Source organism: Mesorhizobium temperatum (assembly GCF_002284575.1).
Taxonomy (GTDB): domain Bacteria; phylum Pseudomonadota; class Alphaproteobacteria; order Rhizobiales; family Rhizobiaceae; genus Mesorhizobium; species Mesorhizobium temperatum.
Genome location: NZ_NPKJ01000068.1, coordinates 1 through 17,198, shown reverse-complemented (window position 1 = coordinate 17,198; position 17,198 = coordinate 1). Strand labels below are relative to the sequence as shown.

Here is a 17,198-nt window from a genome sequence, read left to right as displayed (position 1 = left end):
CTGCAATGGTGCTACGCGGAAAATATGACCACGGCTTGTGTCGGAAGCCGTCAGCCCCCGTCGGTTGCCTTTTCCACCACCGGCTGTGGAGACGGTTCCGCGTCCGCCGGCGCCTCGCCACTTCGCTTTTTGATCCGCTTGCGCCAATTGCGCACAAAGGCAACAATGCGGTCGGCGATTTCGCCGGCACTCAGGAACACCGGCACCCGTGCCACCGGCGCGGTCGGCTCGAGGGAAAGACCGAGACCAGTAATCTTGCCCTTGTCGTCGACGTCGCGGACGATCAGCTCGATCGGACCAATCAGCACGCGGTCGGCATATTCGGCATGGCCGCCGAGCCGCTCCGTCACAAGGTCACCGACGGTCAGCTTGCGTTCCTCCTCGGTCAGGCCCGGCGCGTAAGCGGCTTCCAGTTCCGCGGCGGAGCGCGCCGGATCGACGGCGAAGGCGCCGAAGAAGTCCGCATCCTCGGGATCGACCACGGCGCGGCTGGCGAACAGCTTGTCGAGCAGGGCTGGATAGCGATCCGGCACGAAGATGTAGACATGGTCGCCGGCGGCGAGCCTGCCCATGTCCTGGAAGCGCATCGAGCGTCCGTCACGCAGCACCAGCGACGGCCGCGCCCAGCGCGGAATGCGCTCACCGCGTGCCACCGGGCTGCCAGGTGCTACGCGATAGGCGAGCAGCTCGTGATGGGCGGAGCCCGGCAATTCAAGTTCGACCTTGTCCAACGGACCCAGGCGGGCCGGCACGATCAGGCCGAGGCGGCGCGCCAGCGGCCCGACGGTCCATCCCTGGATGACCAGCGACACCAGCACGACGATGAAGGCGGTGTTGAAGATGAGGCGGCCGTTCTCAAGGCCGCCAAGCAGCGGCGTGATGGCGAGCAGGATCGACACGGCGCCACGCAGGCCCACCCATGAGACGAAGGCGACTTCCGGGCGCGGCAGACGGAACGGCATCAGGCAAAGCCAGACGGCGATCGGCCGTGCCACGAATATCAGGAACAGGCCCAGCAGCACCGCCGGCAGCAGGATCGCCGGAAATTGCGAGGGCGTCGCGAACAGGCCGAGGATCAGGAACATGATGATCTGTGCCAGCCACGACATGCCGTCCTGGAAACGCTTGAGGATGGTGACGGCGCGGATGTCGGAATTGCCGGCAATGAGGCCGGCAAGATAGACCGCCAGAAAGCCGGAGCCGCCAATGGCGCCGGCAGCGGCGAACACCATCAGCGACAGCGTCAGCACGAAGATCGGCAGCAGCCCGTGGTCGAGATTGAGCCGGTCGACAAGCCGCACGATGGCGAGGCCGCCGAAAATGCCGACAATGGCGCCAAGCCCCATGTTGAGAAGGAAGCCGAGTACGAGGTCGGCAACCAGCACCCTGGCCTCGGGATTGGCGTTGGCGGCGATGATCTCGACCAGGCTAATGGTCAGGAAGATGGCGATCGGATCATTGGTGCCGGATTCCACCTCAAGCGTCGAACGCACGCGTTCGCGCAAATTGATCTCGCCGGCGCGCAACAGGAAGAACACGGCTGCCGCGTCGGTCGACGCGACCGCAGCCCCGAGCAGGAAGGATTCCAGCCAGCTGAGATCGAGCAGATAGTGGGCGACGACGCCGAACAGGCCAGTGGTCAAAAGGACGCCGATAGTCGCCAGCGACAGTGCCGGTCCGGCCGCCTGCCGCAAAGCGTTGAGCGGCGTGCCGAAACCGGAATCGAACAGGATGACCGCCAGCGCCAGTGAGCCGGCAAAATAAGCCAGCCGCGCATTGTCGAACTGGATGCCGAGGCCGTCGGTTCCGGTGGCCAGGCCAATGCAGAGAAACAGCAGCAAGAGAGGGGCGCCGAAGCGGAAGGCGATCAGGCTCGAAAACGCGGCGGCAACGACCAGTGCGGCGCCGACCAGTGTCACGAGATAGATCGCATGCTCCATCCGCCAATCGCCCCTCGAATTCGTGTTCCTCTCGCTTTACGAGAGAGTGAGGCGAAGACATGACCGGTGCAAGGCGGGAGGGTGGTTTTTTGCCCTATGCCGCTGATTTTTGAGTGTTTTGGCGCTCGAGGCGCGGTCTTGCCAATCAAACCGTCAGAGCGCCGCTTGAGCATCCAAAAGGGTGCTGGGCGCTCTCATGAAAACGCCCGGACAGAGCCGGGCGTTTCCAAGTCGCGAGAAGATGGTTCTGCGATCAGGCGATGGTCTTGCCGAACGCGACGGCGGTGTCGGCCATGCGGTTGGAAAAACCCCATTCATTGTCGTACCAGGACAGCACCGAAACGAAGTTTCCGTCCATAACCTTGGTCTGGTCGAGCGCCATGATCGAGGAATGCGAATCGTGGTTGAAGTCGATCGATACGTTCGGGTGATGGGTAACGGCGAGAATGCCCTTCAGCTTGCCGTTGGAGGCGGCGATAACCGCCTCGTTGATCTCCTGCACGGTCGTCGGCCGCTTGGCGATGAACTTGAAATCGACGACCGAGACGTTCGGCGTCGGCACGCGAATGGAGATGCCGTCGAGCTTGCCCTTGAGATCGGGCAGCACCAGGCCGATCGCCTTGGCCGCGCCGGTCGAGGTCGGGATCTGCGACAGGGCCGCGGCGCGGGCGCGGTAGAGATCCTTATGCATGGTGTCCAGCGTCGGCTGGTCGCCGGTGTAGGAGTGGATCGTCGTCATCATGCCCTTCTCGATGCCGACGGCCTCATGCAGCACGGCTGCCAGCGGCGCCAGGCAGTTGGTGGTGCAGGAGGCGTTCGAGATGACGATGTGGTCCTTGGTCAGCTTGTCATGGTTGATGCCATAGACGACGGTGAGGTCGGCGCCCTCCGCAGGCGCCGAGACGAGGACGCGCTTGGCGCCGGCGGTCAGATGCGCCGCGGCCTTGTCGCGGGCGGTGAAGATGCCGGTGCATTCGAGCGCGATGTCGATGCCGAGCTCCTTCCACGGCAACTGCGTCGGGTCCTTGATCGCGGTGACCTTGAATTTTTCGGTGCCGACGGTGATCTGGTCACCGTCAACCGTCACTTCATGCGGGAAGCGGCCATGCACGCTGTCGAAGCGCAGCAGATGCGCGTTGGTTTCGACCGGGCCGAGGTCGTTGACGGCGACGACGTCGATGTCCTTGCGGCCGGATTCGTGGATGGCGCGCAGGATGTTGCGGCCGATGCGGCCGAATCCGTTGATGGCAACTCTGACGGTCATTTTTCTCTCCCTGGGAGTTGGAGGCCGAAGATCAAGTCCGCAGCTTCATAACGGCGGGCTGCCAAAGAATCCAGCCGTCGATGGGTTGGATTTAAGTCCACCAGACTGAGGCTGCCGCAAAACCGCCATGCGCGGTCTCGCGGGTGTCTGGCTTTACTCGCCGTGCAGGCGGGCTTCCGCCGCCTTCACCGTCGCTTCGGCGGTGATGCCGAAATGCGGATAGAGCTGTTCGATCGTGCCAGAGGCGCCGAAGCCGGTCATGCCGATGAAGATGCCGTCGGTGCCGATGAAATGATCCCAGCCCTGGCGGATGCCGGCTTCGATGGCGATCTTGATCGGTGCGTTGCCGATCGTCTTGTTGCGATAGTCGGCGCTCTGCTTGTCGAACAATTCGAAGCAGGGGACAGAGACGACGCGGGTCGGATGGCCGTGCTTCTCCAATGCCTCGCGCGCCGCCAGCGCAATCTCGACCTCGGAACCCGAAGCGAAGATCGTCACCGCCGCATCGCCACTGGCGGCGGCCAGCTCATAGGCGCCCTGGCGGCTGAGGTTTTCCGCAACGAAGTCGTTGCGCACCGCCGGCAGGTTCTGCCGGGTCAGCGCCAGCGTCGAAGGCGTCTTTTCCTGTTCGATGGCCAGTTGCCAGCATTCGGCGGTCTCGACCGCGTCCGCCGGGCGGAAGACATTGTGGTTCGGAATGGCGCGCAGTGCGGCCAGATGCTCGACCGGCTGATGGGTCGGGCCGTCTTCGCCGAGACCGATGGAATCATGGGTCATGACGAAGATCGAGCGGATGCCCATCAGCGAGGCGAGCCGCATCGACGGACGGGCGTAGTCGGAAAAGCACATGAAGGTGCCGCCATAGGCGATGATGCCGCCATGCAGCGTCAGTCCGTTGAGTGCGGCCGCCATCCCGTGCTCGCGGACGCCGTAGTGAACGTAGCGCTGGCCGTAATCGTCTGATGTGATGTTCTTGGTCTGGCTGGTCTTGGTGTTGTTGGAGCCGGTCAGGTCGGCTGAGCCGCCGATGGTTTCCGGCACCGCGCCGTTGATGATTTCGAGCGCCATTTCCGACGATTTGCGGGTGGCGACCTTCGGCTTGTCCGTGCTGAGCTTCTTCTTGTAGTCGGTGATGACGGCGTCGAAATTCGCCGGCAGCGTGCCACTGATGCGGCGCTCGAATTCGCTGCGCAATTGGGCGTCGGCCTTGGCAAGGCGGCCTTCCCAGTCGGTGCGTGCCTTGATGCCCGTCTTGCCGGCGTCGCGCCAGGCATCGAGGATATCGGCAGGAAGCTCGAAAGGCGGATAATCCCAACCGAAGAATTTTCTCGCGCCGGCGATTTCCTCAGCGCCGAGCGGCGAACCGTGTGCCTTGTTGGTGCCGGCCTTGGTCGGCGCGCCGAAGCCGATCGTCGTCTTGCAGGCGATCATCGTCGGCTTGTCGGAATGGCGGGCCGCCTCGATGGCATAGGCGATCGCCTCCGGATCCTGGCCGTCAATGTGGCTGGCGTTCCAACCGGATGCCTGGAAGCGGGCAACCTGATCGGTGTTGTCGGCCAGCGACACCGGGCCGTCGATCGAGATGTTGTTGTTGTCCCAAAAGACGATCAGCTTGTTCAGCTTGAGATGTCCGGCAAGTGCGATGGCCTCCTGCGAGACGCCTTCCATCAGGCAGCCGTCGCCGGCCAGCACATAGGTGTAGTGATCGACGAGGTCGTTGCCGAAGGCGGCATTCATGATGCGCTCGCCGAGTGCGAAGCCGACCGAATTGGCAAGCCCCTGGCCGAGCGGGCCGGTCGTCGTCTCGATGCCGGCGGCATGGCCATATTCGGGATGGCCTGCCGTCCTCGACCCCACTTGCCGAAAATGCTTGATCTGGTCGAGAGTGATGTCCTCGTAGCCGGTCAGATAAAGCAGCGAATAAAGCAGCATCGAACCGTGGCCGGCCGACAGGATGAATCGGTCGCGATCGGGCCAATGCGGGCTCTTCGCATCGTATTTCAGGAAACGCGTGAACAGCACGGTGGCGATGTCGGCGCAGCCCATGGGCAGGCCGGGGTGGCCGGACTGGGCCTTCTCGACGGCGTCCATGGAAAGAAAACGGATCGCATTGGCCATCCGGTCATGTTGTTCACGCGAGGTCATGCTTCCTCCAGTGTGGGGGTTCGGGGCCTTGGGAGAGCCCTGGAAAGGGGGTGCGCGACACATAGCAGGCGCGGCTTTTTAGTCAACAAACCGGCGCGCTTTTGCCGATCTTGTTAGTCAATAATCCGGCGCTTTTGCCGGTCTTGTGATGGCGCCAGAAGGGTCTTGGAGGCTCTACATTAGCGTTAGTAGGGGACAGTCGCGAGAGCTTTATTGACGTTGGCTTCACACGGCGGGTAATGTTTCAGACATAACGCGTTCTGAACGTGGATGATTCGGTGATGGGCAGGGCGCAGGACGAAAGCCATGACCGGGGAAACGACACTCAAGGAAGTCATTGCCAGGCTAGGTAAGGCCATCGAGGGGCTGGAAAATGCCGTCGCGGCCAAGCTCGAGCACGAGCGCGACTATACGGAAGCCGAGGCGGAGGTGCAGCGCATGAACGCCGACCGCTCGCGGCTGGCGCAGGAACTCGACAATTCCGAAGCGCGCGCCGAACGGCTGGAAGACGCCAACAAGGAAGTGTCGCGTCGGCTGGTGACCGCCATGGAAACCATCCGCGCCGTGTTGGACAGATAGGGGCTGGCCCAATGGCACAAGTCACGGTTTCCATCGACGGCAAGCAGTATCGCATGGCTTGCGACGAGGGCCAGGAAGAACATCTGATCGACCTTGCCGAGCGCTTCGACCGCTACGTCTCGCATCTGAAGGATTCGTTCGGCGAGATCGGCGACCAGCGGCTGACGGTGATGGCCGGCATCATGGTCATGGACGAGCTTTCGGAACTGCAAAAACGCGTCAAGGGCATGGAAAGCGAAGTGCTGACGCTGCGCAAGACGCGTGACGACGCGCTGACCAAGGCCGACAAGAACGATTCCGTGCTGACCCAAGCGCTTGGCGCGCTCGCCCAGCGCATGGAAGACCTGGCGACGACGCTGGCGGTGAACAAGGGCTGAGCCAGCGCAGCGGAAATTCCTGCTGCCTTTGCCGAGAAGCAATGAAAATATTTTCGCAGTCGGCCTTGATGCCGACGCAACAGGCGTTTGAAGGATGACGCCGGAGTGGTAGAAAGGCAAAAGCAGCGCCGGTCAATGCCGGCTGCAATCTGCACTCACAGGGTAGGGACACGTCATGAGCCTCCGTATCAACGATACCGCGCCGGATTTCACGGCCGAAACCACGCAAGGGACGATCAGCTTCCACGACTGGATCGGTGACGGCTGGGCGGTGCTTTTCAGCCATCCGAAGAATTTCACGCCGGTCTGCACGACCGAGCTCGGCACGATGGCCGGCCTGAAAGGCGAGTTCAAGAAGCGCAACGTCAAGATCATCGGCATTTCCGTCGACCCGGTCGAAAGCCATGGCAAATGGCAGGATGATATCAAGAAGGCGACCGGCCAATCGGTGAACTATCCGCTGATCGGCGACAAGGATCTCAAGGTCGCCAAGCTTTACGAGATGCTGCCGGCCGGCGCCGGCGAAACCTCGGAAGGGCGCACGCCCGCAGACAATGCCACGGTGCGTTCGGTCTACGTCATCGGCCCCGACAAGAAGATCAAGCTGGTTCTCACCTATCCGATGACGACCGGCCGTAACTTCGATGAGATCCTGCGCGCGATCGATTCCATCCAGCTGACCGCCAAGCACCAGGTGGCGACGCCGGCGAACTGGAAGCAGGGCGAAGATGTCATCATCACCGCCGCTGTTTCCAACGAGGATGCGATCAAGCGTTTCGGCGCCTACGAGACGGTCCTGCCGTATCTCAGGAAGACCAAACAGCCCTCCGCCTGAGCAGCCAGGACGGCACGGAGAATTTCGGTTTTCACGCCTGCATGAGCATGCGGTGCTTGACGGCGTTGCGCTGGCGAATGACCATGCTCTTCTTTTACCCCGGCAGGGAAAACCATTCCTGCCGGGTGGGAGTTGAGGGAGCCGAGATTGGACGCGACATCGGCCAAGCTGCAGGTGGCAGGCTTTTACGACAAGCCGAGCGGGTCCATCCAGTATGTCGTTGCCGACCCGCAGACGCGACGATGCGCAATCATCGATCCAGTCCTCGATTTCGACGAGAAGTCCGGCGCAACAGCGACGAAGAATGCCGACGCCCTGCTCGATTTCATCAGGGAGAACGGGCTGGAGGTCGAGTGGATACTCGACACGCACCCGCATGCCGACCATTTCTCGGCGGCGCACTATCTTAGCGCGAAGACCGGGGCGCCCACGGCGATTGGTGAGAAGATCATCGACGTCCAGAAATTGTGGAAGGCGATCTACAACTGGCCGGATTTTCCTGCCGACGGATCCCAGTGGAACAGACTGTTCGCCGATGGCGAAACATTTTCGGTCGGCGGCATTCCGGCCAAGGTGCTTTTTTCGCCGGGCCATACGCTGGCCTCGATCACCTATGTGATCGGCGACGCTGCTTTCATCCACGACACGCTCTTCATGCCTGACAGCGGCACGGCAAGAGCGGATTTTCCCGGCGGCAGTGCGGCGCGACTCTGGCGCTCGATCCAGGATATCCTCGCGCTACCGGACGAGACACGCCTTTTCGTCGGTCATGACTACCAGACAGAAGGACGCGAACCGCTGTGGGAGAGCACGGTCGCGGAACAGAAATCCAAGAACACCCATGTTGCCGCCTGCAGGACAGAGGCCGATTTCGTGGCGTTGCGCGAGGCGCGCGACAGGACGCTGCCGATGCCAAGGCTGATCCTGCACGCGCTGCAGGTCAACATGAATGGCGGGCGCTTGCCGGAACCGGAATCAAACGGTCGCCGCTATCTGAAGTTTCCGCTCGATTGCCTTTGATGAGATGGGTCGCTGGCACTACAACTCCAATTCAAACTCGGCGCCGCCCCTCATCGCCCTGCCGGGCACTTCTCCCCGTATAGCGACTGTATAGCGACGGGGAGAAGGACGCTTTCACTGACGATTTCGCTAATTTTCGACGTTGCAAAAAAGAGTGGCGGCGGTGCGATCTGCCTCTTCCCCCCGTCACTATACGGGGAGAAGGTGGCGGCAGCCGGATGAGGGGCAGCGCAGACGCCAGCTAGTCTAGCTTCAGGGTTTTGTTCGGCGGACTAAATGTTCATACGTGATTTTCCAAGGGTCGCTCACGGAAGATCTTTCCTCGCCGATCCAATGGAAGCTGTTGGCAGTGATCTCGGTGAAACGCCATCGAGTTTTCAGACCGCGCGAGTCAGTGCCGAGTTGGACAATGTCCTTACCCTCGGCCCGCCCGATCTGGCGCGAGTGATCTCGGTTGAGCGGGTCGTTCCATATGATGTGCCAGCCATCGATCCTAGGATCGAAGATGCGCAAAGTCGTGCCATACATCGTGGACGGCGCAGGGCGCTTGGGCCTAATCCAGACGTCCTGAATCGCGCGGCCTTCGAGCACCCAGCCAAAATGGCATTCTCCATTCCACTTCTGGATTGTGCCGTCGTCGAGGTAGTGGACCGTGTCCATTTCCCAGCTTCCAATTAGCCATCCATACAGGTCCATGTCTTTCGCTCGGTCGGCTGGGGGACCTTCGGATCCGAGAGCGGTGAGAAACGGAGAAATCGTCATCGTCATACTGCCTTTGGTTTCCAAATAGGCGAGTTCAACTGCCCAGCGCAGCCCCGGCGGCCCATTGTCGCGCCCGCTTGCCGCAAGCGCCACCTTGTGAAATTTCAAGGCGGAAGCCCGTGTCGGCGCCGGAACATTGCCGCCACAATTTGCAGCGTTGCGGTTTCCAGGGCTTGGGGAAAATTGCTATAATGCCGCATGAGCCGGCCAGGCTGATCATACCGATGATTGAGCGGTTTATGGCGACGGATTTGGCGTTCGCGAAGGCGCGGCGGAACCGGTAACTTGCTAGAATATGACACCAAGCGACAGTTCTTCCGGCAGTCTGAGGACCAATAAAAAAGGCGGCGCCAGTTGCCTGACGCCGCCTTTATTTGTTTCCGTCGGAAGCTTTACGCCGCCGGCTGCGCCTCGATGGTGCGCAGGGCCTGCATCTGGCGCTTGGCCGCGGCCTTGACCGCGTCCTGCACCTTCTCGAAGGCGCGCACCTCGATCTGGCGCACGCGCTCGCGGCTGATGTCGAACTCGGACGACAGCTCTTCCAGCGTCAGCGGCTCCTCGGCAAGGCGGCGCGCCTCGAAGATACGCCGCTCGCGCTCGTTGAGCACGGCAAGAGCGCCGGACAGCATGCCGCGCCGGTTTTCCAGCTCGTCCTGCTCGATCAGCGCCTCTTCCTGGCTTTCGTGGTCGTCGACCAGCCAGTCCTGCCATTCACCGGACTCGCCTTCGCTCGCCCGGATCGGTGCGTTGAGCGAGGCGTCGCCCGACAGGCGGCGGTTCATCGACACCACCTCCGCTTCGGACACGTTGAGGCGGGTGGCGATCTCGGTGATCTGGTCGGGCTTCAAATCGCCGTCGTCAAGCGCCTGGATCTTGCCCTTCACCTTGCGCAGGTTGAAGAACAGGCGCTTCTGGTTGGCGGTCGTGCCCATCTTGACCAGGCTCCACGAGCGCAGGATGTATTCCTGGATCGAGGCCTTGATCCACCACATGGCGTAGGTGGCGAGCCGGAAGCCGCGCTCCGGTTCGAATTTCTTGACGGCCTGCATCAGGCCGACATTGCCTTCCGAGATCACCTCGCCGATCGGCAGGCCGTAGCCGCGATAGCCCATGGCGATCTTGGCGACGAGCCGAAGGTGGCTGGTGACGAGCTTGTGTGCAGCCGTGGTGTCCTCATGCTCGGCGTAACGCTTGGCGAGCATGTACTCTTCCTGCGGCTGAAGCATCGGAAAGCGACGGATTTCTTCCAGGTAGCGGCTGAGGCCGCCTTCGCCGGAAACGATACTAGGTAGTGACTGGGCCATGATAGCGCCCCCTCTCTCTTGGAGTGGTGCCCCCGAAACGTGGCGGGCATATGTTGCGAACGCCAAAGGCTCGTTCGCGACAACCGGTGTATATAGGAACAAAACCAGAAAGGACAGCATTGGTTCAACACGAAAACAGTGTGTCACGCCAAAGTGAACAACGCCGGTCAGGTTTTCGCCGATCGGGTTTTAAATGGATGGAAGGCGGTTCAGAGTTCGCGAAAGCCGTCGACGAGTTCCTCCATGTCCCTCGGCACCGGCGCCTCGAACCTCATCGTCAAATGGGTAGCCGGATGCCGAAATTCAAGGAGGCGGGCATGCAATGCCTGTCGCGGAAATGCCTTCACCCGGCCTTTCAGCGGCTCGGGCAGCCGGTTCGCCTTGGTGCGAAAGGCCTGGCCGTAATCGGGATCGCCGACGACCGGATGGCCGATATGAGCCATGTGGACGCGGATCTGATGGGTGCGGCCGGTCTCTAACCGGCATTCGACGAGGCTTGCCGTGGCAAATTCCTTTTGCTGCTCGCCAAAGCGCTCGATCACGGTGAAATGGGTGATGGCGTGGCGGGCATCGTCGCGGCCCTCCGGCACCACGGCACGGCGCACGCGGTCGGCGGCGCGGCCGAGCGGCTCGTCGACCGTGCCTGTCGGTCTCGTCGGGATGCCCCAGACCAGGGCCAGATAGGCGCGTTTGAGATCGCCGGTGAGGCCATGGTCGGCAAAGGCCTCCGACAATGACTTGTGGGCACGGTCGGTCTTGGCGACGACCATGACGCCGCTGGTCTCCTTGTCCAGGCGGTGGACGATGCCAGGCCGCCGCACACCGCCGATGCCGGAAAGACTGTCGCCGCAATGGTGGATCAGCGCGTTGACCAGCGTGCCGGTCCAGTTGCCGGCGCCGGGATGGACGACAAGCCCCGGCGGCTTGTTGATGACGATCAATTCGTTGTCTTCATAGAGGACGTCGAGCGCGATGTTCTCGCCTTGCGGCTCCGCCGGCTCCGGCTGCGGCATGTCGACCGACACGCGGTCACCGGCCGCCATCTTGCGCTTCGTCTCGTTGACTGGCTGGCCGCCGACCTTGACCGCGCCCTGCCTGATCAGCATCTGCACCCGGCTGCGCGACATGTCCGGACCGAGCTTGCCCGCCAGCCATTGGTCGAGGCGCTGGCCGGCCGCATCGGGACCCGCTTCCAGCACTATTGATCCCCCGTTTGGCGATCCCCCGTCTGGCGATCCGCCCTCCATTAATCCATCCTCTATCAATATGGGGGCCTCTTCGTTATGAGCGCTCATCGAAAATCGTTCCGGAATGTTTTGCCATGGCTGCTGCCGACGAAGACGAGGAAAAGCCGCTCGACCCCGAAGTTGAAAAGGTGCGCAAGAAGCTCGTCCGCTTCGTCGCCATCAATCTCGGCCTGCTGTTCCTCGCCCTTATGGTGGTGATCGCAGCCCTTGTCTACAAAACGCGCACCGCGCCACCGGCCAGCTCGCCGCCCAATAGTCCATCACTTGCCGGCGACATCCAGGTGCCATCAGGCGAGCCGCTGACCGGCGACATCGTGCTGCCGGTCGGCGCCAAGGTCATCAGCCAGTCGCTCTCCGGCAACCGCGTCTCCATCGATGCGGAGCTTGCCGACGGCAGCCGCGCCATTTTTGTCTACGACATCACTGAACGCCGCATCATCGGTCGCTTTTCGATCCGCAACAAATGACTGGTTTCGCCGAAAATCGCCGCGTCGCCACCGTCGCGCTTGTCGTCGCCAATTACGATGAGGCGATCTCCTGGTATGTCGACAGGCTGGGCTTTTCGCTCATTGAGGACGCCGATCTGGGCGGCGGCAAGCGCTGGGTCACGGTGGCGCCGGCCAACGGACAAGGCGCGCGGCTGCTGCTGGCCGAGGCGGCCGATGACGCGCAAAGGGATAGCATCGGTAACCAGACCGGCGGCCGCGTCTTTCTGTTCCTCGAAACCGACGACTTTGTCCGCGACCATGCGGCAATGCTCGCAAAGGGCGTCGAATTCCGTGAGGCGCCCCGCCACGAGGCCTATGGCACTGTGGCAGTTTTCGCCGATCTCCATGGAAATCTCTGGGACCTGATCGAGCCAAAACGGTAAGCTTGCAACGGATATTTTCCCGGCATCATCGACTGTCCGAAGGCCAGTTGCTTTTTCCCGGCCGTCAGCCTATATCGCCGGTTCTTGAACGCGCCCATCGTCTAGCGGTCAGGACACCGCCCTCTCACGGCGGGAACAGGGGTTCGATTCCCCTTGGGCGTACCAAGGAAATCAACTGCTTAGCGGGTCGGCAGGTAAAACCGTCAAATAACGGTCAAATAAGCCCTCCGTACGTAGTCCATTTCGATTTGCGGTAGCCTCAGAGGCTCGCTATTGCGCGAGGCTTTAAAGGGCCATATCTGTTCGCGCGTTGCGACATCACCAAAACCTTGGCCATGGGGCAGGGAATCGAATGTTCGGATTATTTGGGGCAGATCGGCGCCGACAAGAGCGTCTTGCGGCCTTCTTAGAGTTGCAGGCGGTGTTCTATCGACTCCAGGCCGATGCCCCGGCCGCTGCATGGCTATTCAAACTCGATGCTGGCCAGCCGCGAAACTCCCGCCAAATTGGTTAAACTCCCCCTAAGAGCATCCAGCGCAAAGGAATTCCGAACTGACTTGTCCCCGGTCTCTCTGTTTTCGGACGGGCTTTTGTCGCAAATTCGTACGTGCGTGCGTATTGGTCCCGAGATTACCCACCAAAGCAGGGGTAATGCCCACGATTACCGCGATGAGAGGCGGCAATAGCAACGGGCCGTTCCGATAGTTGCGGGGTTGGAAATGGCCCGGTTCGACACGAAATTTTCACATAAGCCCCAGGCGCGAACCCTCAAAAGGTTCAAAAGCCACCTTCGGACAGACCGTGACATCAGCCACGCGAAGAGCGCGCCATGAAAATGGAGCGTCGGGCCCACTCCTTGCATTCCAGCTCTTCCCTGCGACTATCGGCAGGTTCACGCGACATGGGGGATGCGCGCCATGGGAGGCTCACCGTCGATCACGGAGGCGCTCGTAAAGAATTGCTTCGTCGAATTCGCCCTGCGAGAAGAGGCTTATGGCGCACTTACTCAGATACGCCGCGTCTTCGCTGCCTTCGGCAAGTCCTTCCTCGTGACAAACACGGTCATAGACTCGCTTCAACAGAGCAAGGTCGTCTGGATAGGCAATGCCACTTCTTGAAGATCTGGGGCTGACCATAGCTTTCCTCCCATTCGGGGCGGAAGTGCGGTAGTCGCTTTCAGCCGGTGATGCCCATGATGTTTATCGCCGATGGGTGCAGCCTACTCCGATCTGGGAGAGAGTCCACCTCCGTATGTTCGCGCGTTAGACGTTAAAGCCCGCCACCGTGAGGCAGCGCGGGCTCACGAAGTTGAATGCATGCCGATCGACAAGACGCTCTCAGGATTGGCATCGGCGTTCAGCCGTTCAAGTGTGTCGAGATGTTTTGCGGTGGCAAACGCATTGACGATAAACTGGCCGTGAGTGATCCAAATGCCCCCTCCGGGTGGCAGGAAGTTCGTGTTGATGACTGATGACCTGATCGAGTAGCAAAGCGGAATATCTCCCGCCGAGCCCTTTTCTGAATTGATCTCCTCAAGGGTCTTTGAGTGTTTTGCGGTGGCCTGGTTTGAGACGATAAACTCTCGACCGTGCATCAATCCGGCTAACTCAAAATCCCTCCACCCACGTGAAGGTACATGGGTATGTCGTCTACGGGGCCTTGCCGGCCTACGACCAGTCCGCCGTAACGCGCATCAGCAATGCGCATGCCCTCCAAATCCCCAAAGAAATCCGTGAAAGTCAGACGATACGTGGCCGCCGAGCATTTCGGGCATTCCGAGAGCTGAAGAGGTACAGCCGTCTCACAAATTCGGCAGGGTGATTCTGACGCAATTTCCACACAGAACTGAACCATTGCCCGCCCCCCCATGAACGTGAATCCATTAATGAAGGGAAGCGCGAGAAAAGAACAGCCCGCCACCGTGAAGGCAGCGGGCGAGGTCGTGAGTTGGCTTGAAATTCAGTGCCGCCCTGTCGGGCCTTCGAGAAATTCGACAAAGGCATCCTTGATTTTGTCTTTCGGCGCGTGAGCGTGGCACCCCTTCAATATGTCGGCGGCGATCTTGAGCATGTCGGATCTGCTTCCGACTAGCTTCGACACAACGGCGTTTTCGGTGCCGCCGTCATAGGTCGAGCGCTGCAGAACGAACAAGGTCAGCCTGAGATTGTCGCCCATGAACTGGAGCGGGCCGGCGCCGGTGACGAACGTGTCTGAGACGCAGAAGGGTTCGACAGTCGGGGCGGTGCTCATGACGCTTTTCCTTCGGTGGCTTCGTAGTAGCTCTTCCTGGCCTTGTGGGACATCGACTCCGCGACGCTGGCAACGAAGAACAGGCGGCTACCTTCCGTCTCGGGGATGACGTAGTTGCCGTTTTCGGGGGGACAGCTGAAATGCTGCTCCAAGAGGTTCAACAGCACGTCGATCATGTTGTAAGCGTCGCAGATCAGCGGCTCCAGATCCATGAAGGTCATCTTTTCCTTGGTGGCGGGCATGCCTTCGGCGGCTGCCCGAACATAGGTGTTCGGCATCGGATCTTCTCCAATTCGGTTTTGTGTGAGGCTCTAGCGCTTCCGCAAGAACGGGAATTCTGATATCAGAGTTTTTATGCCAAAGCAAGAAACCGTGGTATCAAAGAAACGGCGCGGACCGGCCCCAACTGGAAAGGGTGTGCCGATCATGGTCCGCCTTCAACCGGACATGCTCGCGGGCGTCGATCAATTTGTTGCCGAGCATGATGTTTCGCGACCTGAAGCCGTCCGATTGATCATTCGTGACTGGTTGATCAGACACCAGGTACTGAAGGCTGAGTGAAACCGGGTCTTTCCGCGCTGCCCTCGAAGCCGCCGGCGTGGAGTTTCATCCCTGAGAACGGCGGCGGCGCCGGGGTAAGGATCAAGAAATCGCGCCCGCCCGCCCCTCACCTGCCCGACGGCGAAGCCGGCATCATCGAAAACAACGATATGTAGGGAGCGTCGCAGCAGTGGCCTACACAGTGATTTGGTACGGGAAACAGGGCATTGTTGAAGAGACGCCCTTCGATGCCGAGAAGGCCGCAAGAGATCACGCACTGGCGACATTCCCTGCTCGAAAGCAGGATGACGGTATCGTAGCGGTGGAAGTACGCAAAGACGACGGCACGGTTGTATTCAGTCAAGCGGGTGGCGTTCTAGACGGTGGCGGCTAAAGAATGGTCTCGCGCTTCCCGGTGGCGGAATCGTTGCGCGCAACGGGATCTTGCGCGAAGCTTGTTACGCCTGAGAGGGACTGACCAAGTGCGCCATTTCCAGTTGATCTGGTTTGAATCCGGCGTGTTGCGGGGTCCAAGTTTCGCCTTCACGATTGAACCAATTGCACAATACGGAGCCCGAGGCGGCAGCGTCGCTGACAGTCATGTTAGGGCCTCCTGACTTCAGACGGACCACATCTCCGGTCTTGAAATTGTCCGCCATGGTTGGCCCTCCTGATGTTTGAAAACAATCAAAGGTAATCAGACGTAGGACGTGGTGGCAACAGGCCAAGCGCTCGCCGCAAGCGCGGTGCACCAAATTGAGATCGTGTCTTGCAGCCGGTCATCATTTGGCCTTGCCGTAAGCATTCGGCCTGGTGTCGGGCGTATAGATCACGCCGACCTTTTTCCCCTCGCATTTTTTGCATCTGAGCTTGGGTTTCAGATCCCATTCCATTGCTGGTGCATCCGGGCCGAACCGGACGCCGCACGTTCCACACATTAGGAATATGAGATACTGTGCGAATGCGGGTGGCTTTGAGGAGTTTGGATCATGGACGCGGCTGAAATGCAGGCGATAGGCGCCACCCTCATGCGGATTGTCACGCCAGAAATGACACCAAAGCAACTGGTTAAGGCGGCTAGGAAAGAACACCCGAGCGCGTCAAAGAAGGACATCGCCCGCGCGGCGTTCTTCTCGATTATCGCAAATGCCGACGACGACCACGGCAAGGCAAAGAACTTACAGGCGTTCGCCATAGCCGAGCGTACCCAGCCGTAGGGGATTGATGAACTCTTAGAGCGCGCACCCGCACGGCGAATCGCTCCTCCGGAGGGACAACATCGCGACCGGCTACAAAGGCAAGCCGCACGCCGGCCCCGTTGCCGCCGGTACTCACCCGTTTTAGGCATGGAGTCGCCTCCAGGCTCATCCGATTTGACGGCCAGGGGGAACGGAACATGACAATTTTACTAAATTAGCAACAACGCATGGGGAGCCTATAACTGCCCAGCCGGCGACCGCCCCCCAACCGCCAGCCGGCCAGGCCCGGCGGCTGGCTGTTGGTCACCCCAATAGGGCTGCCGGGCCGCTCGAACTTTACCCGTAAAAGGTTTCGGGCCGGAACGCTTGCTCATCTCGAGGGTTGGGATGCAGGAGATGCAGGCGTGGCCAAGAAGCTGTCCATCGCCGAAATATTGCGACTTACCTCTGACCAACTGAAGAGGATCCGGAAACGCGTCGCCCATGGCGGTCACATGGACCAGATGCAAGAGGTCGATGCTCTGGTGGGCCTCGCTAAAGAAATGGCCGACCGGCAACTAGCCGGGTTAGAAAGCCCGGCAGATGAAAACGATGGCTCTGTGCAAGACGGTGACGACGCAAAGGACTGAGCGCTATTCAATAAGAAGCCGGCCCATGCGCGGAGGGACCGGCTTTTGTCGCCTGCGTTCATGCAACCCGCTCTCGCGGGCAAGCCTGGACGGCTTTTCCATGAGTGGCCATGGTTACTGAAGCGCCGTCTCGGCGTCGGCTATCGAAGCGACCACGATCGTGTCCCAGGGAGTGGTGTAGCTGACGGCTTGGTCGCCGCGCTCTCCGGCATGGGGGCCGGGCTGATCAGCGTGCC

The 17,198-nt window shown here is 60.8% G+C and carries 21 protein-coding genes, 1 tRNA gene and 1 pseudogene; 13 read left to right on the top strand and 10 right to left on the bottom strand.

Translation table 11 applies throughout. From position 1 onward, the window contains the following. Positions 1 to 50: 50 nt before the first annotated feature. The 3 genes from CIT26_RS26380 to tkt form a co-directional block, all read right to left on the bottom strand. The gene (locus tag CIT26_RS26380; RefSeq protein ID WP_095495295.1) at positions 51 to 1,940 is read right to left on the bottom strand and encodes a potassium/proton antiporter; all 1,890 of its coding nucleotides are present in this window, start codon (positions 1,938 to 1,940) and stop codon (positions 51 to 53) included. 253 nt (positions 1,941 to 2,193) lie between these two features. Next, complete coding sequence (gene gap / locus CIT26_RS26375; protein WP_095495294.1) at positions 2,194 to 3,204, bottom strand: type I glyceraldehyde-3-phosphate dehydrogenase; 1,011 nt, start codon at positions 3,202 to 3,204, stop codon at positions 2,194 to 2,196. Positions 3,205 to 3,357: 153 nt separating this feature from the next. Further along, entirely contained in the window at positions 3,358 to 5,349 is a 1,992-nt protein-coding gene (gene tkt / locus CIT26_RS26370) for a transketolase (protein ID WP_095495293.1), read from the bottom strand. A gap of 306 nt (positions 5,350 to 5,655) precedes the next feature. On the opposite strand from tkt, the gene CIT26_RS26365 reads away from it, so the two are divergent. The 4 genes from CIT26_RS26365 to CIT26_RS26350 all read left to right on the top strand — a co-directional run bounded on the left by CIT26_RS26365 (position 5,656) and on the right by CIT26_RS26350 (position 8,160). After that, positions 5,656 to 5,928 carry a DUF4164 domain-containing protein gene (locus tag CIT26_RS26365; protein WP_023797069.1) on the top strand — a complete coding sequence of 91 codons (273 nt, stop codon included), beginning with the start codon at positions 5,656 to 5,658 and terminating at the stop codon, positions 5,926 to 5,928. Positions 5,929 to 5,939: 11 nt separating this feature from the next. Further along, positions 5,940 to 6,305 carry a cell division protein ZapA gene (locus CIT26_RS26360; RefSeq protein WP_095495292.1) on the top strand — a complete coding sequence of 122 codons (366 nt, stop codon included), beginning with the start codon at positions 5,940 to 5,942 and terminating at the stop codon, positions 6,303 to 6,305. A gap of 175 nt (positions 6,306 to 6,480) precedes the next feature. Continuing rightward, complete coding sequence (locus tag CIT26_RS26355; protein WP_095495291.1) at positions 6,481 to 7,140, top strand: peroxiredoxin; 660 nt, start codon at positions 6,481 to 6,483, stop codon at positions 7,138 to 7,140. A gap of 147 nt (positions 7,141 to 7,287) precedes the next feature. Next, positions 7,288 to 8,160 (top strand): MBL fold metallo-hydrolase, encoded by an 873-nt coding sequence (locus tag CIT26_RS26350; protein WP_095495290.1) that lies wholly within the window; start codon positions 7,288 to 7,290, stop codon positions 8,158 to 8,160. Between the two features lie 252 nt (positions 8,161 to 8,412). Here the strand turns inward: CIT26_RS26350 and CIT26_RS26340 are convergent, their stop codons facing one another. Further along, positions 8,413 to 9,030 carry a hypothetical protein gene (locus CIT26_RS26340; protein WP_143747923.1) on the bottom strand — a complete coding sequence of 206 codons (618 nt, stop codon included), beginning with the start codon at positions 9,028 to 9,030 and terminating at the stop codon, positions 8,413 to 8,415. Between the two features lie 92 nt (positions 9,031 to 9,122). Between CIT26_RS26340 and CIT26_RS26335 the strand changes: the two are divergent. Next, a pseudogene (locus CIT26_RS26335) lies at positions 9,123 to 9,206 on the top strand (DUF2274 domain-containing protein); the annotation flags it as partial. Positions 9,207 to 9,314: 108 nt separating this feature from the next. Here CIT26_RS26335 and rpoH read toward each other — a convergent pair. Next, a complete protein-coding gene (rpoH, locus tag CIT26_RS26330) occupies positions 9,315 to 10,226 on the bottom strand; it encodes an RNA polymerase sigma factor RpoH (protein ID WP_095495287.1) in 912 nt (303 codons plus the stop codon). Positions 10,227 to 10,435: 209 nt separating this feature from the next. After that, positions 10,436 to 11,521 (bottom strand): RluA family pseudouridine synthase, encoded by a 1,086-nt coding sequence (locus CIT26_RS26325; protein WP_095495286.1) that lies wholly within the window; start codon positions 11,519 to 11,521, stop codon positions 10,436 to 10,438. A 26-nt stretch (positions 11,522 to 11,547) separates the two neighbouring features. On the opposite strand from CIT26_RS26325, the gene CIT26_RS26320 reads away from it, so the two are divergent. From CIT26_RS26320 to CIT26_RS26310, 3 genes are all read left to right on the top strand, one after another. Next, positions 11,548 to 11,940, top strand: coding sequence for a fimbrial protein (locus CIT26_RS26320; protein WP_095495285.1), 393 nt, complete (start codon positions 11,548 to 11,550; stop codon positions 11,938 to 11,940). Further along, complete coding sequence (locus CIT26_RS26315; RefSeq protein ID WP_095495284.1) at positions 11,937 to 12,344, top strand: VOC family protein; 408 nt, start codon at positions 11,937 to 11,939, stop codon at positions 12,342 to 12,344. Before CIT26_RS26320 ends, CIT26_RS26315 begins: the two co-directional genes overlap by 4 nt. A 90-nt stretch (positions 12,345 to 12,434) precedes the next feature. Then, positions 12,435 to 12,509 (top strand) — tRNA-Glu (locus tag CIT26_RS26310). 1,135 nt (positions 12,510 to 13,644) lie between these two features. On the opposite strand, the gene CIT26_RS26300 is transcribed toward CIT26_RS26310, so the two are convergent. From CIT26_RS26300 to CIT26_RS26290, 3 genes are all read right to left on the bottom strand, one after another. Continuing rightward, positions 13,645 to 13,941 carry a hypothetical protein gene (locus tag CIT26_RS26300; protein WP_143747922.1) on the bottom strand — a complete coding sequence of 99 codons (297 nt, stop codon included), beginning with the start codon at positions 13,939 to 13,941 and terminating at the stop codon, positions 13,645 to 13,647. A gap of 362 nt (positions 13,942 to 14,303) precedes the next feature. After that, positions 14,304 to 14,594 (bottom strand): hypothetical protein, encoded by a 291-nt coding sequence (locus CIT26_RS26295; protein WP_095495281.1) that lies wholly within the window; start codon positions 14,592 to 14,594, stop codon positions 14,304 to 14,306. After that, positions 14,591 to 14,872 (bottom strand): hypothetical protein, encoded by a 282-nt coding sequence (locus tag CIT26_RS26290; RefSeq protein ID WP_095495280.1) that lies wholly within the window; start codon positions 14,870 to 14,872, stop codon positions 14,591 to 14,593. Before CIT26_RS26290 ends, CIT26_RS26295 begins: the two co-directional genes overlap by 4 nt. A gap of 76 nt (positions 14,873 to 14,948) precedes the next feature. On the opposite strand from CIT26_RS26290, the gene CIT26_RS37955 reads away from it, so the two are divergent. From CIT26_RS37955 to CIT26_RS26280, 3 genes are read left to right on the top strand one after another with little or no spacing between them, the layout of a single operon-like run. Then, complete coding sequence (locus tag CIT26_RS37955) at positions 14,949 to 15,155, top strand: ribbon-helix-helix domain-containing protein (RefSeq protein ID WP_095495279.1); 207 nt, start codon at positions 14,949 to 14,951, stop codon at positions 15,153 to 15,155. Continuing rightward, positions 15,152 to 15,310 carry a hypothetical protein gene (locus CIT26_RS36810; RefSeq protein ID WP_167391542.1) on the top strand — a complete coding sequence of 53 codons (159 nt, stop codon included), beginning with the start codon at positions 15,152 to 15,154 and terminating at the stop codon, positions 15,308 to 15,310. Before CIT26_RS37955 ends, CIT26_RS36810 begins: the two co-directional genes overlap by 4 nt. Positions 15,311 to 15,324: 14 nt before the next feature. Continuing rightward, positions 15,325 to 15,528, top strand: a complete 204-nt coding sequence (locus CIT26_RS26280; RefSeq protein WP_095495278.1) for a hypothetical protein — start codon at positions 15,325 to 15,327, stop codon at positions 15,526 to 15,528. A 64-nt stretch (positions 15,529 to 15,592) separates the two neighbouring features. Here the strand turns inward: CIT26_RS26280 and CIT26_RS26275 are convergent, their stop codons facing one another. After that, a complete protein-coding gene (locus tag CIT26_RS26275; protein WP_095495277.1) occupies positions 15,593 to 15,793 on the bottom strand; it encodes a YodC family protein in 201 nt (66 codons plus the stop codon). A gap of 330 nt (positions 15,794 to 16,123) precedes the next feature. Between CIT26_RS26275 and CIT26_RS26270 the strand changes: the two genes are divergently transcribed. Next, positions 16,124 to 16,351, top strand: a complete 228-nt coding sequence (locus CIT26_RS26270; RefSeq protein WP_095495276.1) for a hypothetical protein — start codon at positions 16,124 to 16,126, stop codon at positions 16,349 to 16,351. Between the two features lie 386 nt (positions 16,352 to 16,737). Next, positions 16,738 to 16,962, top strand: a complete 225-nt coding sequence (locus CIT26_RS26265; protein ID WP_095495275.1) for a hypothetical protein — start codon at positions 16,738 to 16,740, stop codon at positions 16,960 to 16,962. The last annotated feature ends 236 nt before the right edge of the window (positions 16,963 to 17,198 follow it).

Coding starts and splice junctions, on each gene's coding strand:
- CIT26_RS26380 (WP_095495295.1), bottom strand. CDS start 1,940: ATGGAGCATGCGATCTATCTCGTGACACTGGTCGGCGCCGCACTGGTC.
- gap (WP_095495294.1), bottom strand. CDS start 3,204: ATGACCGTCAGAGTTGCCATCAACGGATTCGGCCGCATCGGCCGCAAC.
- tkt (WP_095495293.1), bottom strand. CDS start 5,349: ATGACCTCGCGTGAACAACATGACCGGATGGCCAATGCGATCCGTTTT.
- CIT26_RS26365 (WP_023797069.1), top strand. CDS start 5,656: ATGACCGGGGAAACGACACTCAAGGAAGTCATTGCCAGGCTAGGTAAG.
- CIT26_RS26360 (WP_095495292.1), top strand. CDS start 5,940: ATGGCACAAGTCACGGTTTCCATCGACGGCAAGCAGTATCGCATGGCT.
- CIT26_RS26355 (WP_095495291.1), top strand. CDS start 6,481: ATGAGCCTCCGTATCAACGATACCGCGCCGGATTTCACGGCCGAAACC.
- rpoH (WP_095495287.1), bottom strand. CDS start 10,226: ATGGCCCAGTCACTACCTAGTATCGTTTCCGGCGAAGGCGGCCTCAGC.
- CIT26_RS26325 (WP_095495286.1), bottom strand. CDS start 11,521: ATGAGCGCTCATAACGAAGAGGCCCCCATATTGATAGAGGATGGATTA.
- CIT26_RS26320 (WP_095495285.1), top strand. CDS start 11,548: ATGGCTGCTGCCGACGAAGACGAGGAAAAGCCGCTCGACCCCGAAGTT.
- CIT26_RS26315 (WP_095495284.1), top strand. CDS start 11,937: ATGACTGGTTTCGCCGAAAATCGCCGCGTCGCCACCGTCGCGCTTGTC.
- CIT26_RS26295 (WP_095495281.1), bottom strand. CDS start 14,594: ATGAGCACCGCCCCGACTGTCGAACCCTTCTGCGTCTCAGACACGTTC.
- CIT26_RS26290 (WP_095495280.1), bottom strand. CDS start 14,872: ATGCCGAACACCTATGTTCGGGCAGCCGCCGAAGGCATGCCCGCCACC.
- CIT26_RS37955 (WP_095495279.1), top strand. CDS start 14,949: ATGCCAAAGCAAGAAACCGTGGTATCAAAGAAACGGCGCGGACCGGCC.
- CIT26_RS26275 (WP_095495277.1), bottom strand. CDS start 15,793: ATGGCGGACAATTTCAAGACCGGAGATGTGGTCCGTCTGAAGTCAGGA.
- CIT26_RS26270 (WP_095495276.1), top strand. CDS start 16,124: ATGGACGCGGCTGAAATGCAGGCGATAGGCGCCACCCTCATGCGGATT.